Source organism: Streptosporangium vulgare, assembly GCF_042428775.1.
In the GTDB taxonomy this organism is placed as follows: Bacteria; Actinomycetota; Actinomycetes; order Streptosporangiales; family Streptosporangiaceae; genus Streptosporangium; species Streptosporangium vulgare.
In genome coordinates this window covers 280,537-293,955 of record NZ_JBHMBS010000008.1, presented here as the reverse complement: position 1 = coordinate 293,955, position 13,419 = coordinate 280,537, and the positions used below count along the sequence as shown (strand labels likewise).

The window sequence follows — 13,419 nt, the reverse complement described above, 5'->3', positions numbered from 1 at the left end:
GTTCAGGCGGTTTCGGAGGTGGTGCGCAGGGTGCGCAGTAGGTCGGAGGCGAGTTGGTTGGACACGCCCAGGCGGGCGCGTAGGGTGTCGCGGCTGATCGGCTTGCCCTGGGCGTTCTGGTACTCGGTGGCCACCCGGCGGGCGTAGTCGACGAGTTCCGAGGACGGGCCGTCCGCGGCTTGGTCCTTGTCGTCGTCGTCCTTGTCGTCCTGGGTGGCGGGGACGAGCGCGGGCACCGGGGCCGGCTCGGAGGACGGGGCCGGGGACGGTTTGGGACGGGGGCCGGAGGCGCGGCGTTCGAGCATGGAGACGGCGATCAGGAACGCGCCCGCCGGGGTGGCGGCGGTGATCCAGCCCCAGGCGGAGGCTTCGGCTTGGTGGAGGTTGGCGGACAGGGACAAGACGATGCCGAGGATGAGGACGAGGGTGGGCCAGGAGGCCAGGCCGTCCCGGACGCGTCCGGTCTTCTTGTCGCGCTGGCGTTCGCGGGCGGCCATGACACAGGTGAGGTCGACGCACACGGCGACGGCCCAGGCCATCCAGCCGCTCTGTCCGTGTTCGGTGGCGGTGTCGCGGATGTGGGTGAACGAGCCGGCCCCGGCGATCGCGGCCAGGACGATCACCGGTCCGGAGTCGAGCAGGACGGCGAGCAGGTTTCGCGTCATGGTTCCTCCCTTCAGAAGTCAGTGGGGACAGGGGGTTAGGCGGGGACGTCGACCGGTTGGGCGGCGGTGAGGTCGTCCCAGGACGGGGTCAGGTGGGCGTAGGTCTTGGCGGCGTGTTCGGCGGTGTTCTCGGCGACGTAGAAGGAGCGCGCCCGATACCACTGGCCGTCTTGGGAGGCGACGATCGCGACGCCGGGGGTTTCGGCGGGGATCGCGCGGGCGGAGACCAGAGCGGCGGGGTCGAGGTCGCCGAGGGTCATGGTCGCGGTTTCGGGGTCGTTGACCCGGTGACAGATGCGTCCCGAGCACTGGGCGCGCAGTGCGGTGACGCCGGGGCCGAGGTCGGAGCCGATGCGCTGGCCGGAGCAGAACAGGTAGATCCCGAACGCGCGGCCGAGTTGTCCGATGCGCAGCAGCGCGGTGGAGGTCCTGGCGATGTCGTCCTTCTCGGACTTGTCGGCCATCAGGTACAGCTCAGCCAGCTCGTCGACGAGCACCACGACCGGCACCGGGCGCACCGCCGGAGGGAGCTGCCAGATGTTGCGGGCGCCGGTCATCCGGCACAGGCCCATCCGGTCGATCATCATGCCGATCAGATCGGCCAGCAGCCGGGTGCATTCGGCGCGCTCGGTGGCCAGTGCCGACAGGCGTGCGGCGTAGGGGGTGAACTCCACGCCGCCTTTGAGGTCGAAGCCGACCAGCGCGACCGGCTGCGGGGCCAGGCCGACGAGCAGGGCGTTGGCAAGGTTGGACTTGCCGGACTGAGTGGCTCCGGCGTTGATCCAGTGCGGCACGGTCCGGAAGTCGATCACCCAGGGTTTGCCGGTCTCCAACCGTCCCACGGTGACCTTGAGTAGTTCGGTGGAGGGCGGCAGGTGGTCGACCTGGACGAGGGGGTCGCGGATGGTGGTGTTGATGACGAGGCGTCCGGGGCGGGGTGAGGAGACGCGGACGGCGTGCACGCCCCAGGAGTGGGCGAGGCGTTCGGCGGCCTGGGCGTAGTCGTCGGGGATCTGGCCTTCCAGCAGGCGTAGGGTGGCGCGCCAGCCGTGCCGGGTCGGCATGGGCAGCCACATCCAGGGTTTGGTGTCGACGGCGACCCGGCGAAAGCGGCGCCGTACCTTGACGGTGCCGGTGGAGACGAGGGCGCCGGGGGTGAGGGTGAAGGCCCAGCGCGCCCGCTTCTTCGTCAGCCCGCACCCGAGGGCGACTTTGCGCCAGGTGGCGCGGACGCTGAGCGCGGTGAGCGGGTAGGCGGCGATCAGCCAGAACGACCGGCGATGAAAGCGCCGCCACGCCCACAGAGTGACCGCGACGCAGGCCAGGACGATGAGGGCGAGCCTCAGGGAGTCAGACACTCTGCTCTCCCGCGGGGATACCGGAGACGGGGACGATGGAGGTGGCCTTGTAGCTGATGCCCCATCGCGAGGCGCCGTTCTGCGGGATCTCCCAGACGTAGCCGACCATCGCGGTCGGCACGACGTCCTGGCCGGGGGCGATCGGGGGTTGTCCGGAGGTTCCGACCTTGACCAGTTCGATTCGGCCCAACTCATCCTCGGCGAGCAGGACGGACTCGTAGATCTTGTTGCCCTCCTTGTCGGTCTTGATCTTGCCGGTGTCCTGGTCGACCACGCGGGGACGGGCGGCCTTGACGCAGGTGAAGCGAAGTCGGTGGACATCGACGGGAATCGGGATGTTGCGCATGGATGTACCTCCTTATTTGGCTAGGACAACATAGTCGGCCTAGTTGGCATGGGTGTCAATGGTCGCGTGGTTGGCTTGGTCGCGCCTTTGTGCTGAACTAGGGAGCACTCGCGACAGAAGAGGGGCGATGGTCAAGAACACCGGGCGACCCGGCTATCTGCAGATCGCCGACGACCTGCGTGAGCAGATCCGGCGCGGCACCTTGATACCCGGAGATCCGCTGCCGTCCACGACCCAGCTCGCCACGACGTACGAGGCATCGCTGAGCGTGGTGAAACTCGCCGTCGGGGTGCTACGAAACGAAGGGCTGGTCATCGGCCAGCAGGGCAAGGGCGTCTTCGTCCGCGATGACGCCGCCCCGGCTTTGCCGCCGGCTGCGGAGGAGTTGGCCGAGATGCGGGCCACGCTGCGGGATCTGTCGCAGCGTCTGGAGCGGGTGGAGTCGAAGTTGGCCGAGCGCGAGTAGTTCGCCGCTCATCCGCGCACGTGGCAGCCGGTGACCCGCCGAGCCAGGCCCGCCGCCCGGGTTGGGGGAACGCCCCCCAGGGACATCCGCCGGTCCTCCTGGCGCATGCCGATCATGACGAGCACGTAGCCGACCAGTACGGCCGCCCCGAGGACGAGGCCGATGATCAGCGGGATTGTGGTCACGTCCAGCTCACCCCCGCCTCGGCGAGGTTGCGCGGACGGCCGGTCGGGCGCCTGCTCTGCCCGCGCCGCTTGCTCATCCGGCGCTTGGCCGCCTGCCCCTGACGCCGGATCCACCGGTCCCGGGCCAGGCACTTGCGGCAGGCGATCCGCCCCTCCTCCAGGGTCGCGCCGCACACGCAGGCGGGCGTCTCGTCGATCGGCCGAATGTCGTTGATCACTGTGTCTCTCCTCTCGATCGCTGCTGTTGCTGCCTTGCGATATCGAGAGTGCGGCAGAGAGGTGGGACGAGATCACTACAGGATGGGACATGTTCAGGACGTCCGGTCTACGATTGCCACGTCCCTGGACGTCCCTTCTTACGGGCAGGTGAGATGGCGAACGAGCGGTTGCGCACGGCATTGCTGGAGCGGGGAACGACGATCGTCGAGCTGGCCGAGGCCATCGAGGTGGACGCCAAGACCGTGGAGCGGTGGATCTCCCAAAGCCGCACCCCCTACCGCAAGCACCGCTTCGCCGTCGCCAAGTACCTCGACGCCGAAGAGGCCTACCTCTGGCCCAACGCTCTGACGCCCAAACAGGCCGCCGCGGTTTCGGAGACCGAGATCGTCACCGTTTACCCACACCGCTGGGCTGTACCCCGGGACGCCTGGGGACGTCTGTTCTCCGCCGCCCGGCAAGAGATCAACGTGCTGGTCTACAGCGGCACTTTCATCTCCCAGGACACCGGCCTCATGCGCCTGTTCGCCGACAAGGCCAAGGCGGGCGTACGGGTGCGCATCCTGCTCGGCGACCCCGACTCACCCGAGGTCGCCCAGCGCGGCGCCGACGAGGGCATCGGCGACGGCATGGCCGCCCAAATCCGGATGTCGCTGGTGCTGTACCGGCCGCTGCGCCAGGTCGAAGGCGTGGAGATCCGGCTGCACCGCACGGTGCTGTACAACTCCATCTACCGCGGCGATGACCAACTGCTGGCCAACACCCACCTGTACGGCATGCCCGCCGGGGACGCACCCGTCCTGCACCTGCGCAAGGTGGTGGGCGGCGGCATGGTGTCGACCTACCTCGACAGCTTCGAAGCCGTCTGGGCCGGAGCCCCCCCGGTAGAGTCCTGACCCATGGCCCGCCGGATCGACTTCTACAACGACCCTTCCGCGCCCGCACCTAACAGCCTGGTTCCCTCGGTCAACGTCGTCGTCACCAACGACGCCGGGGACATCCTGATGATCCACCGCACCGACAACGACAACTGGGCCGTTCCCGGCGGAGCCATCGACCTCGGCGAGTCCCTCCCGGCCGCGGCCATCCGCGAGACGCTGGAGGAGACCGGCATCACGTGTGAGATCACCGGCATCGTCGGCACCTACACGGATCCCAGGCACGTCATCCTCTACACCAGCGACGGCGAAGCCCGTCAGGAGTTCTCCATCGTCCTCACCGGCCGCCCGATCTCCGGCGAACCGACGCCGAGTGACGAGTCCCGCGAAGTGAGGTGGGTGCCGCGCGAGCAGGTCGACTCGCTGACCATGGACCGCTCGATGCGCTTGCGGATCGGCCACTACCTAGCCGGCGCCACCGGGCCGCACATCGGCTAGCGCGACCTGGACCGCCCGTACTGCCGAGGTGATGCACGGCGTCGCGTTGGTGATCGACCTGCTCACCAGATGCTCGGGACCGTAGCGGGAATGGATCTCCGCCAGCCGCACATCGACGTCCAAAGGGAGGCCGTCCGGGCTGGTGGTCATATCGCAGTAGGTCAGCGCCTCCACCAGCTCCGGACGCTCCCGGTCGAACTCCTCGTTCAGCACGTCCAGCAGGCCGCGCTCGGTGGCCTCATAGACCGCGCACGAGTGATGCGCCACCAGCCGGACCAGCTTGTCATCGGCCTGGTGCACCTCGCGCAGGTAGCGGGCACCGTCGAGCGGATGGAACCCGGTGTCGACCAGCTGCGGCGCGTACCCGATGTCGTGCAACCAGGCCGAGGCGGTCAGCAGGTCGGACTCCTGCCCGAGGATCGGCGCCAGCAACTCGGCACGCGCGGCCACCCCTTGCGTGTGCGCCCACCGGCGCGGCAACGGCTGCTCCAGCAGCTCTTTGGCCAGGTCACGTGCCCACTCAGCTTGTCCCATGCGGTTCACGATAGACGCCGTCCCCCGAGGCGAATCCAGTACGCGAGCCGAGACGTCCCAGGACGTCTCAGTCTGGGAGAGGACGGACAAATCGGCCCTTGCCATGCGCGGTCACGATCAACCCCTCGCGCTCCAGCTCACCAAGGGCATGGCGCACCGTGTTGCGCGAGGCCGCGTACTGCCGCCGGAGCGCGTTCTCACTCGGCAACGCCGCCCCGACGGCCAGGACGCCCCTGCGGATCTGTGTCCGCAGATCCCTCGCGATCACCTGATACCGGTACGCCGCCGCGTCAGCTTGATGCCCTTCCTCCTTCACCACGCGCCCCTTGCCGGGCATCGTGACGATCAGCCCCTCGCTCTGCAGCATGGCCAGGCCGCGACGGACGGTCGTGCGGGCTACGTGGAATTCCGCGACAAGGACCGCCTCGGAGGGTAGAACTCCGCCGGCCGGATACTCGCCGGAGGTGATCTTTTCGCGGAGCCGGTCGGCGATCTGGGGATAGACCAGCCCGCCGGTCAGCCACCTGCTCGTCTCAGAGATCATCGACTCAGGTGCGGTACGCGTCGGCAATCTTGCTCAGATCCACGGTCAGCGGCTCCTGCTCACCCTGGCGCCAACCTTCCCGGGCCGCGGTGGAGATCCGCTTGGCCGCACTCGCCAGACGCAGCGAGGAGGTCCGCTCGTCCAGCTGGTCGCCCCAGTAGAACCAGTGAAACGCCGTCTGGACATAGACCCGCCGGGTCCGGAAATGCCGGTCGATGACCTCCAGGCAGGGCTGTCCGGTGTTGTCGACGATCAGGACGGTGGTGATCTCCAGCGAGGACAGCTGCTCGCGCAGCAAGGTCAGCAACTCCTGCTGGTGGGCGCGCTGTCTTTCTCGTGCGGTGGTCATGAATGTGCTCCTGTCAGCGTGAAGGGCGCAGTCCCTTGGGTGGGAGCCCGTGCCGACGAGCTTCGTCTTCCGAGGTTGGGGATCGACACCGCAACTTAGGGACGTCTAGGGACGTCTTATGTTAACGTCGCAGGCACTGACCGTGCCACGGGAGGTGCCACCCATGAACGAGAACCTGCGCCACGCCCTCATCCGCGCGCGGCTCCAACCCCTCGACGTCGCCACCCACCTGACCGTCGACCCCAAAACCGTCACCCGCTGGCTCGCCGGCCGCATCCCCCACCCCCGCCACCGCCTGGCCGTCGCCGACCTCCTCGACATCGACGAGAACGACCTGTGGCCCGACAGCATCCGCCACCGCTCAGGGCTCACCCATGAGTTGAAGGCTGTCTATCCCCATCGGTGGGCGGTGCCGGCGGACACCTGGCGCACGTTCTTCGCGTCCGCCACCACCAACATCGACATCCTCGTCTACAGCGGCCTGTTCCTCGCCGAAGACTCCGGCCTCCTGCGCATCCTCACCGACCGAGCACAGGTTGGGGTACGCGTACGCATCCTGCTCGGCGACCCCGACAGCCCACACGTGACAACCCGCGGCACCGAGGAAGGCATCGGCGGCGACGTCATGGCCAGCCGAGTCAGAAACGCCCACGCCCTCTACCGGCCACTCCAAGACGTCGAGGGAATCGAGCTCCGGCTACACCGCACGGTGCTCTACAACTCCATCTACCGCGCCGACAACGAACTCCTGATCAACCTGCACGCCTACGGCACCCGAGCCCCCGAAGCACCGGTCATCTACCTGACCCACACCGAAGCCAACAGCACCGCAACGACCTACCTGACCAGCTTCGAACACGTCTGGACCAGCGCCGAACCCGCAGGCCGAAGCCTCTGACAGGCAGCCTGCCCAAGATCGAAAGAAACTTATCTGTTCGTCTTCAAGGCGCGTGCCGCCTGCGGCGTCCCGCGCGCGTTGGGCGGTCGCTGGCCCGGCTGCGGCTCTTCGGCCGGTCCGGGCCAGCGCCGCCCACGCATCAGGTCCGCCGGGCAAGCACTTGAGTGGGAAGACTTTCAGTAATCGCGACGATCCCCTGTAAGGCTGCCGCACCGCTTCCGCTCCTAATGACGGTCGCGGGCACGTCCCCGGTCCGGCAGAGCGGAGCGGATGCCTACTTCCGTTGCAAGATCTCCGAGATCTTTCGCCCGAGACTGGTGCCGTTGCCGACTCGGCCGGACGGGGACGTGCCGCACCTGATAGACCGTGGCATGAGCCCGCCCGCGCAGGAGGAACCCCTTTCACCCGTTGGTGAGCGGCCAGCTCCGAGCAAGACCGGGGCCTGCACGGATCGCCGGGGTCAGCGACGGCTCATCGGATGGTAGGCCGCAGAGCCTTGTCATTAGGGCGCCGCACGACCCCGCCACGGGCAAAGGAGCAACCGGAGCAGCGGAGGTGAACAATGCGCGTCTTCTGCGGAATCGACTGGGCCGAGCGCCATCACGACGTGGCGTTGGTGGACGAGAACGGAACCGTGATCGCCCAACGGCGAATCACCGAGACCGTGCAGGGCTACCAGGAACTCCTGACCATGCTCGCCGAGGCAGGCGACGGCCCCGACACCCCGATCCCGGTCGCGATCGAAACGCCCCGTGGCCTGCTGGTGGCGTGCCTGCGCGCCGGCGGCCGCCCGGTGTTCGCCATCAACCCCTTCAGCGCCTCCCGCTACCGGGAACGGCACACGATCTCCCGCAAGAAGTCCGACCGCCAAGACGCCATCGTGCTGGCCAACATCTTGCGCACCGACATGGCCATGCACCGGCCGCTGCCGGCCGACACCCACCAGGCCCAAGCGGTCACGGTGCTGGCCCGCGCCCAGCAAGATGCCGTCTGGCGCGTGCACCGCACCGGCAACGAGCTGCGCTCGGTGTTGCGCGAGTACTACCCCGCCTTCCTGGAGCTGTTCGCCGCCCAAGAGGGCGGAGTCAGCTGCCGCGAGGCCCGCGCGATCTTGGCCATCGCCCCGACCCCCACCGCAGCCGCCCGGCTGAGCCGACCGCAGATCCGCGCCGCCCTCAAGCGCAGCGGCCGGATCTACCACCTGCAAGCCTGGACCGAGAAGATCCACACCGGGCTGCGCGCCGAGCACCTGCGCCAACCCGGCCCCGTCGAAGACGCCTACGGCCACCAAGCTTTGGCGCTGCTGGCGGTGCTGGAGGCCGCCTGCACCTCGGCCGCTGCCCTGGAAGAGGCCACCATCGCCGCGTTCCGTTCCCACCCCGACCACGCGATCATCACCAGCTTCCCCGGCCTGGGCGATCTGACCGGCGCCCGACTGCTCGGCGAGGTCGGCGACGACCGCAACCGCTTCGCCGACGCCCGAGCCCTCAAGGCCTACGCCGGCGCTGCCCCGGTCACCCGCTCCAGCGGACGCAGCCGCGCCGTGATGCACCGCCGGGTCAAGAATCAGCGCCTGGCCGCGGTCGGGTATGTGTGGGCATTCGCCGCTCTGACCGCCTCATCTGGAGCGCGAGGCCACTACGACCGGCGCAAAGACCAGGGCGAGCGCCACGCCGCCGCCTTGCGCAACCTCTACAACCGCTTCCTTGGGTGCCTGTTTCACTGCCTGACCACCCGCCAGACCTACCGGGAACAGGCGGCCTTTCCCACATCGGCCCAGCACCCCGCCACAGCCTGAGACCACCGGGCTGAGCACCGTTGCCGCTGGGGGCTTCACAGCCCCCAGCCCCCCGCGCGCCGGAGCAACCGCCAGCGCGCCCACTGTCATGCCCACACCCCGCCGTTCGCGCCGACGGTCACTCCGGACCAACTTGACACGCCCCGCCCATCGGATGTCTCGGGCCTGGCAGCCCTGCGGTACGGGTCGGCTTGCCATCGCATGACCTCTGAACTCGCCGCGCAACCTCCCGGGAGGCGGGACTGGTAGCTGGTGTGCCGCTTCTCAGGATGTTCGCTGTCGTCCTAACAAACGAGCCCAGCACCCACAAGGCCAAACGAACTATGAAGGCTTGCAAGGGCGCATCTGTCACGCATCCTAGCCTCACGAACGGATTGATTATCTCCATACGCACCGCTAGCGTGTGGCGAGACACGGGAGCCGCATGGTGTTGGAGCGATGACAGCGGAGGAGTCGTCAGACTTGGACGCCGAGCGTTCCGGCACTTGGCCCCAATATCTGCCGCACCGCCCTGCTTGGTTTGCGGCCTGCGAGGGCGGTGCGGCTCGATAGTCCCGTTGGGGACAGAAAGGAACATCCTCTATGAGATGCGCCAAGGTCCATCATGGACCCTCACGGCAGTCACGGACTAGAAGGACCCTCCGCGTGGTCATGGTGATCCTCGTGTTGGTTGTCGTTGGGGTATCGGCTGTGTTACGCACGACCGAGGTATTGCTGGCGGTGTCGGCAGCTGTGATAGGCGTAGGCGCGCAGGCGGCGACGCGGGTTCTCTTGCCAGGTAAAGCACGTACGGCGTAGACCGCGTAGGGCCCAGGGTGAAGAGCATCTACCCTGGGCCCATCACCACCACAGAAGTTAGGAAGGAGTGAGGAGGTGGCCGAACTCAGACAAGTCCCTCTGGGGGAACTGTGCGAGGTAACTGTCGGCCCATCGGGTTCGTTGCTGGAAAACCTCCATGAAGGTGATGACGGCATTCCAGTTCTTACACCGTCCGACCTCACCCCCCTACATGAAGTGGAGACGGATCGCCTGCGGCGCCTTCCAGGAAGGGAGGCCGCACGCTTATCCCGATTTGCCTTGCGCCAGGGAGATGTGCTCTTTGTCCGTCAAGGCGCTCTCGGCAGAGTCGCGGTTATCATGCCGGAGCATTCTGGATGGCTCTACAACTCGTCGTGTCTCCGCCTTCGGTTGCGCTCCGATCGGGTGCTTCCTGCTTTTCTGGCACTGTATCTGTCTCGCCCGATGGTCCTAACCAATCTTCTAGGGCAGGCCCCTCCAGGGACAGTCTTGTGGACTCACGCGGGAACATTGCGACGACAGGTGGTAGCCGTGCCCCCTCTTCCGCTACAGCTAGCAGCGACAAAAGCGGTCGCCGCAATCAATGCTCAGATCAAAGCGCAGCGAGCTCTTCTAACCAAACTGGAATACATGGGTCCCGCGCTTTTCGAGGAAATATTTGAAGATCTGTGATCTCAATACAGGACACCCTCCGTCGGCATTAACGTCCTGCATCCTCATAAGCCAACAGGGTAATGCCTAACACTAGAGAGATATCTAAGTTTAGAAAGCTGGTAGAAGATCCACACAGACGGATCCATACTGGTATATCGCAGACTATTGATGGGGAGAGGCACCACGTGGCGAAGCTGACGCTGCCACAGCTTGAGCGGCATCTGTTCGGAGCGGCGGATATCCTCCGCGGCAAGATGGACGCCTCGGAGTTCAAGGAATACATCTTCGGGTTGCTGTTGCTGAAGCGCGCCTCCGATCAGTTCGACGTGGTCCGCGAACAGCTCATTACGAAGTGGGTCTCCCGGGGCAAGAGCCGCGACGAGGCCAAGCAGGTGGCCGCCATCCCCGACTTCTACCGGGGCGAGAACTTCTACGTTCCGGAAAAGGCCCATTGGAAACACATCAAGGACCACTCCTGCGAGAAGAACATCGGCAACTTGCTTAACACTGCCCTCAGGGTGCTGGAGGAGGCCAACTCTCCCATCCTCGAAGGCGTGCTTGAGCACATCGACTTTATGAAGAAGGTCGGCCATTCGACTATCCCCGACAAACGGCTTCAGCAGCTCATCGATCACTTCCACCGGGTACGGCTGCGCAATGAGGACTTCGAGTTTCCCGACCTGCTCGGCACCGCTTGTGAGCATCTGATCGGTAAGTTTGCTGACTCCGCGGGAAAGAAGGGTAGCGAGTTCTACACGCCGCGTGGCGTCATCCGCACGATGGTCCGCCTGGTTAAGCCAGAGCCAGGTATGCGCATCTACGACCCGTGCTCCGGCTCAGGCGGCATGCTCATCCACGCAAAGGAGTACGTCGAGGAGCATGGGCAAGACCACCACGACTTGACCCTGGCCGGCCAGGAGTACAACGGCGGCACGTGGGCTGTCGCAAAGATAAACATGATCCTTCATGGTGTGCTCAACGCGAGCCTGGAGAACGATGACACCCTTGCCAACCCCCTCCACAAGGAGGGCGGTGAGCTGATGCGCTTTCACCGGGTGCTTACTAACCCTACGTTCTCGCAGAACTATGTCGCAGCCGACATGGAACACAAGGAGCGCTTCAGGTACGGTTTTGCGCCCGAGAGTGGCAAGAAGGCAGATCTCATGTTCGCCCAGCACGTGCTCGCTGTACTGACTCCTGACGGCATTGGTTCCATGGTCCTCCCGCATGGCGTGCTGTTTCGCGGTGGCAAGGAGAAGGACATCCGTGAGGGCATCATCAAGGATGACCGCCTAGAGGCGGTCATCGGCCTCGCGCCCAACCTCTTCTACGGCGTCGGCACCCCCGCCTGCATCCTCGTTCTGAGAGGTACGGCACGGCGGCCCGACGAACGGCGAGGCAAGGTGTTGTTCATCAATGCCGACCGCGAGTTCACTGCGGGCCGCACGCAGAACTACCTCGACCCGCAGCACACTGAGAAGATCGTCGCTGCGTACGAGGAGTACAAGGACATTCCCAATTTCGCCCACGTGGTTAACGTTGCGGAATTGAAGGAGAACGACTTCAACTTAAACATCCGCCGCTACGTTGACAACACGCCCCCGCCGGAGCCCCAGGACGTCCGTGCCCACCTACACGGGGGCGTCCCTAAGGCCGAAGTCGCCGACAAGGCTCACCTGTTCGCTGCATTCGGTATCCCCCCTGACACGCTCTTCGTCGAGAAGAATGCCGACTACTACGACTTTTTGCCTGAAGGTTGGAAGACCACTGTCAAGCACCTCCCGGCACTGGCTAACCCCGCAGAGGTACGATTGCGGGAGGCGTTCTCCCACTGGTGGGTACGGCACAGCAAGCGTCTAGCCGAGCTGCCGGACTCCAAGAAGGTCATGGAGATCCGCGCGGAGTTGCTGAAATCGTTTGTCGAAGAGCTGAAGCCGCTTGGTCTGCTTGACCGGTTCGAGCTGGCCGGTGTCGTGGCCGCTTGGTGGAGCGAAACACAGTACGACATCAGGACCTTGTCCTTGAACGGCTTCGAGGGCGTTGTCGAAGGATGGCTCACCACGATTGAGTCAGCATTCGAAATCGACGAGGAAGAGGCTCAATACTGGGATAAGCAGAAAATCGCGGTTGAGAAGCGCAAGGCCCGCGACCACCGTGTCGTTCCGGCGCTCATCCCCGAATATCTGGTCGAGCTCGAAGAAGCCGAAGCTCGGTACGCCGAGTTGAACGCCCAGTTCAAGGCAGCCACTGCCAAGCTCAGCGAAGACGATGAAGACGAGGTTGAGGAGCCAGAGGATCAGCTCTCCGAGGCCAGCCTGAAGGAGCTAAAGACAAGTGTCACCGCGGCTCGTAAAAAGGTTGGAGCGCTGGAAGACCACTTCTTGCCCCGCCTCCGTGTAGCCGCCGAAGCCCTTGACCAGGCTGGAAGCCGCACCCTGGTACTCGACGTCCTCCGTCTTCAGCTCGCCTCCCGCCTCTATTCCTGTACAGCTGCGGTCCGCAGGGTTATCGAGTCGGCATTCCGCACTTGGGTCGACAAATACGCCGTCACCCTTCAAGACCTCGAAGCCCAGCGCGAGGTCGCCGCCGTTCAGCTCAATGGGCGTCTAAAGGAGCTCGGCTATGCATGAACTCCCCGAAGACTGAGAATCTGTATCGTTGGAAGTGGCCCAGGAGCGGGGATGGCGCCAGCGGACTTTCTCCTTCAGCAGGATCCGGCGTACTTGGCTGCGCGCGATGATGATGCCCTGCGCGCGGGCGGCGGTCAGGCTGTCCAGCGTTCACTGTACGGGGCCATTCTTGTCGTCTCGGCCGGGTCCCCAGTCTGGTCGCGGCTTAGCTGGCCGGGCGAAGTCGAGCTCGCCCGGGCGATGAGTCGTCCACGTTCGACCTCGGTAATTCGTGGTTTGCGTCCCGTCCCAAGCCGGTCGCTAAGGCCGGTCAGGCCTTCGGCGTTGAAGCGCTCGATCCGCTCGCGCACAGGTTTGCATGTGGCAGCCGGGCTTGGCGGCGATGGCGCTGGTGCGCACCCTTACCAGCTAAACGCGATGATCTGTGCCCGCATGATCCAGTCAGCCGGGGCATGGCGAACCCCCGGCCAGCTTGTGGATCTGTCGTTCCTCTTTGGCGGCCACCGGTGTACGCGCATGCAACCGTTTCGGCACAACAACCCCCCTGAAAGCATCATCACCCCAGGTAGCAGGGATTTCCGCCTCCATTCAGGAGCACAGCA

The 13,419-nt window shown here is 65.6% G+C and carries 14 protein-coding genes; 6 read left to right on the top strand and 8 right to left on the bottom strand.

Features of this window, described 5'->3' with window-relative positions:
• Positions 1 to 2 precede the first annotated feature (2 nt).
• The 3 genes from ACFFRH_RS19410 to ACFFRH_RS19400 are packed head-to-tail and all read right to left on the bottom strand — an operon-like array spanning position 3 to position 2,369.
• Positions 3 to 665: a DUF2637 domain-containing protein gene (locus tag ACFFRH_RS19410; protein ID WP_386158307.1), complete on the bottom strand. Its 663-nt coding sequence runs from the start codon at positions 663 to 665 to the stop codon at positions 3 to 5.
• A gap of 35 nt (positions 666 to 700) precedes the next feature.
• A complete protein-coding gene (locus ACFFRH_RS19405; protein ID WP_386158304.1) occupies positions 701 to 2,023 on the bottom strand; it encodes an FtsK/SpoIIIE domain-containing protein in 1,323 nt (440 codons plus the stop codon).
• Positions 2,016 to 2,369 carry an SCO3933 family regulatory protein gene (locus ACFFRH_RS19400; protein WP_344743526.1) on the bottom strand — a complete coding sequence of 118 codons (354 nt, stop codon included), beginning with the start codon at positions 2,367 to 2,369 and terminating at the stop codon, positions 2,016 to 2,018. Before ACFFRH_RS19400 ends, ACFFRH_RS19405 begins: the two co-directional genes overlap by 8 nt.
• Positions 2,370 to 2,496: 127 nt before the next feature.
• On the opposite strand from ACFFRH_RS19400, the gene ACFFRH_RS19395 reads away from it, so the two are divergent.
• Entirely contained in the window at positions 2,497 to 2,835 is a 339-nt protein-coding gene (locus ACFFRH_RS19395; protein ID WP_386158301.1) for a winged helix-turn-helix domain-containing protein, read from the top strand.
• An 8-nt stretch (positions 2,836 to 2,843) separates the two neighbouring features.
• On the opposite strand, the gene ACFFRH_RS19390 is transcribed toward ACFFRH_RS19395, so the two are convergent.
• Positions 2,844 to 3,020 carry a hypothetical protein gene (locus ACFFRH_RS19390; protein ID WP_344743524.1) on the bottom strand — a complete coding sequence of 59 codons (177 nt, stop codon included), beginning with the start codon at positions 3,018 to 3,020 and terminating at the stop codon, positions 2,844 to 2,846.
• Positions 3,017 to 3,238, bottom strand: a complete 222-nt coding sequence (locus ACFFRH_RS19385; RefSeq protein ID WP_344743523.1) for a hypothetical protein — start codon at positions 3,236 to 3,238, stop codon at positions 3,017 to 3,019. The genes ACFFRH_RS19390 and ACFFRH_RS19385 overlap by 4 nt, the downstream gene beginning before the upstream one ends.
• Positions 3,239 to 3,391: 153 nt before the next feature.
• Here ACFFRH_RS19385 and ACFFRH_RS19380 point away from each other — a divergent pair, with 153 nt between their 5' ends.
• Both ACFFRH_RS19380 and ACFFRH_RS19375 read left to right on the top strand, forming a co-directional pair.
• The gene (locus ACFFRH_RS19380; RefSeq protein ID WP_344743522.1) at positions 3,392 to 4,132 is read left to right on the top strand and encodes an XRE family transcriptional regulator; all 741 of its coding nucleotides are present in this window, start codon (positions 3,392 to 3,394) and stop codon (positions 4,130 to 4,132) included.
• A 3-nt stretch (positions 4,133 to 4,135) separates the two neighbouring features.
• Positions 4,136 to 4,612 carry an NUDIX hydrolase gene (locus ACFFRH_RS19375; RefSeq protein ID WP_344743521.1) on the top strand — a complete coding sequence of 159 codons (477 nt, stop codon included), beginning with the start codon at positions 4,136 to 4,138 and terminating at the stop codon, positions 4,610 to 4,612.
• Here ACFFRH_RS19375 and ACFFRH_RS19370 read toward each other — a convergent pair.
• The 3 genes from ACFFRH_RS19370 to ACFFRH_RS19360 all read right to left on the bottom strand — a co-directional run bounded on the left by ACFFRH_RS19370 (position 4,580) and on the right by ACFFRH_RS19360 (position 6,039).
• On the bottom strand, positions 4,580 to 5,146 hold the full coding sequence (locus ACFFRH_RS19370; protein ID WP_344743587.1) for an HD domain-containing protein: 567 nt from the start codon (positions 5,144 to 5,146) through the stop codon (positions 4,580 to 4,582). The genes ACFFRH_RS19375 and ACFFRH_RS19370 overlap by 33 nt on opposite strands.
• Before the next feature lie 67 nt (positions 5,147 to 5,213).
• The gene (locus ACFFRH_RS19365; RefSeq protein ID WP_344743520.1) at positions 5,214 to 5,690 is read right to left on the bottom strand and encodes a GntR family transcriptional regulator; all 477 of its coding nucleotides are present in this window, start codon (positions 5,688 to 5,690) and stop codon (positions 5,214 to 5,216) included.
• Between the two features lie 4 nt (positions 5,691 to 5,694).
• Positions 5,695 to 6,039, bottom strand: a complete 345-nt coding sequence (locus ACFFRH_RS19360) for a hypothetical protein (protein ID WP_344743519.1) — start codon at positions 6,037 to 6,039, stop codon at positions 5,695 to 5,697.
• Between the two features lie 163 nt (positions 6,040 to 6,202).
• On the opposite strand from ACFFRH_RS19360, the gene ACFFRH_RS19355 reads away from it, so the two are divergent.
• From ACFFRH_RS19355 to ACFFRH_RS19345, 3 genes are all read left to right on the top strand, one after another.
• A complete protein-coding gene (locus tag ACFFRH_RS19355) occupies positions 6,203 to 6,937 on the top strand; it encodes an XRE family transcriptional regulator (protein ID WP_344743518.1) in 735 nt (244 codons plus the stop codon).
• A gap of 562 nt (positions 6,938 to 7,499) precedes the next feature.
• The gene (locus tag ACFFRH_RS19350; protein ID WP_344743517.1) at positions 7,500 to 8,735 is read left to right on the top strand and encodes an IS110 family RNA-guided transposase; all 1,236 of its coding nucleotides are present in this window, start codon (positions 7,500 to 7,502) and stop codon (positions 8,733 to 8,735) included.
• A 1,637-nt stretch (positions 8,736 to 10,372) separates the two neighbouring features.
• The gene (locus ACFFRH_RS19345; RefSeq protein ID WP_344743516.1) at positions 10,373 to 12,817 is read left to right on the top strand and encodes a type I restriction-modification system subunit M; all 2,445 of its coding nucleotides are present in this window, start codon (positions 10,373 to 10,375) and stop codon (positions 12,815 to 12,817) included.
• Positions 12,818 to 13,419: the final 602 nt, after the last annotated feature.

Excerpts from the sequence above, each read along its gene's own strand:
- ACFFRH_RS19410 (WP_386158307.1), bottom strand. The coding sequence starts at position 665 with ATGACGCGAAACCTGCTCGCCGTCCTGCTCGACTCCGGACCGGTGATC.
- ACFFRH_RS19400 (WP_344743526.1), bottom strand. The coding sequence starts at position 2,369 with ATGCGCAACATCCCGATTCCCGTCGATGTCCACCGACTTCGCTTCACC.
- ACFFRH_RS19395 (WP_386158301.1), top strand. The coding sequence starts at position 2,497 with ATGGTCAAGAACACCGGGCGACCCGGCTATCTGCAGATCGCCGACGAC.
- ACFFRH_RS19380 (WP_344743522.1), top strand. The coding sequence starts at position 3,392 with ATGGCGAACGAGCGGTTGCGCACGGCATTGCTGGAGCGGGGAACGACG.
- ACFFRH_RS19375 (WP_344743521.1), top strand. The coding sequence starts at position 4,136 with ATGGCCCGCCGGATCGACTTCTACAACGACCCTTCCGCGCCCGCACCT.
- ACFFRH_RS19370 (WP_344743587.1), bottom strand. The coding sequence starts at position 5,146 with ATGGGACAAGCTGAGTGGGCACGTGACCTGGCCAAAGAGCTGCTGGAG.
- ACFFRH_RS19365 (WP_344743520.1), bottom strand. The coding sequence starts at position 5,690 with ATGATCTCTGAGACGAGCAGGTGGCTGACCGGCGGGCTGGTCTATCCC.
- ACFFRH_RS19360 (WP_344743519.1), bottom strand. The coding sequence starts at position 6,039 with ATGACCACCGCACGAGAAAGACAGCGCGCCCACCAGCAGGAGTTGCTG.
- ACFFRH_RS19355 (WP_344743518.1), top strand. The coding sequence starts at position 6,203 with ATGAACGAGAACCTGCGCCACGCCCTCATCCGCGCGCGGCTCCAACCC.
- ACFFRH_RS19350 (WP_344743517.1), top strand. The coding sequence starts at position 7,500 with ATGCGCGTCTTCTGCGGAATCGACTGGGCCGAGCGCCATCACGACGTG.